Origin of the sequence: Salinisphaera sp. G21_0 (genome assembly GCF_017744115.1) — a bacterium.
Lineage (GTDB): Bacteria > Pseudomonadota > Gammaproteobacteria > Pseudomonadales > Endozoicomonadaceae > Endozoicomonas.
On record NZ_JAGHQW010000244.1, the window covers coordinates 1 to 614 of the forward strand.

1 protein-coding gene is annotated in these 614 nt (G+C 37.1%); it reads left to right on the forward strand.

The annotated features are described in order from the left end of the window. The coding region (locus J7439_RS25875; protein WP_286198523.1) for a transposase at nucleotides 1-222 on the forward strand (222 nt) is incomplete at its 5' end. Nucleotides 223-614: the final 392 nt, after the last annotated feature.

Below are 614 nucleotides of genomic sequence, written 5' to 3' on the forward strand. Positions count from 1 at the left end.
GAAGAGTGGTTTTATCGCTTCAAACCCAAAAGGGAACTTGAAATCACAAAACGCCCACGGGGAAAGTTTGTCATTCAAGCCAGGCGCTGGGTTGTGGAGAGAACCTTTGGCTGGTTTGAAGGTTCCAAACGTTTATCTAAAGACTATGAACAGCTGGCAAGGAGTTCAGAAGCCTACGTTTATATATGCATGATTCGAATAATGCTGCGAAGGCTTAAGTAGTTTTAAAACAGCCTCTAAGAACAAATCCAAAATTTTAATTCATAGCTGATTTTAGTATTAGAGATTCTGGCACCAACAAATGGCTACACTCACTATAAACAAACTCTTCAACCTGAACTTTTGGACACTGTCCAAGAGAAGCGTATGCTTCAAAGATCTCAATTTTTACAGCTTCAGTTTTTTTATTTTTTAAGATTTCCAGATTTTCATTTAGTTTTGTAAAATAAGCATTTTCAAATTCGTACCCACGGGAAGCATAATATTTGGGTGCTCTCTCTGAATAATTGAAATAAAAGTGCATTAATTCCACGACTATTATGAAGGCACTTTTCGTAATGGTTATTTATCATGCCTGCTTCTGTTATTTCCAGCCAGCCCAAAAGTATCGTCTT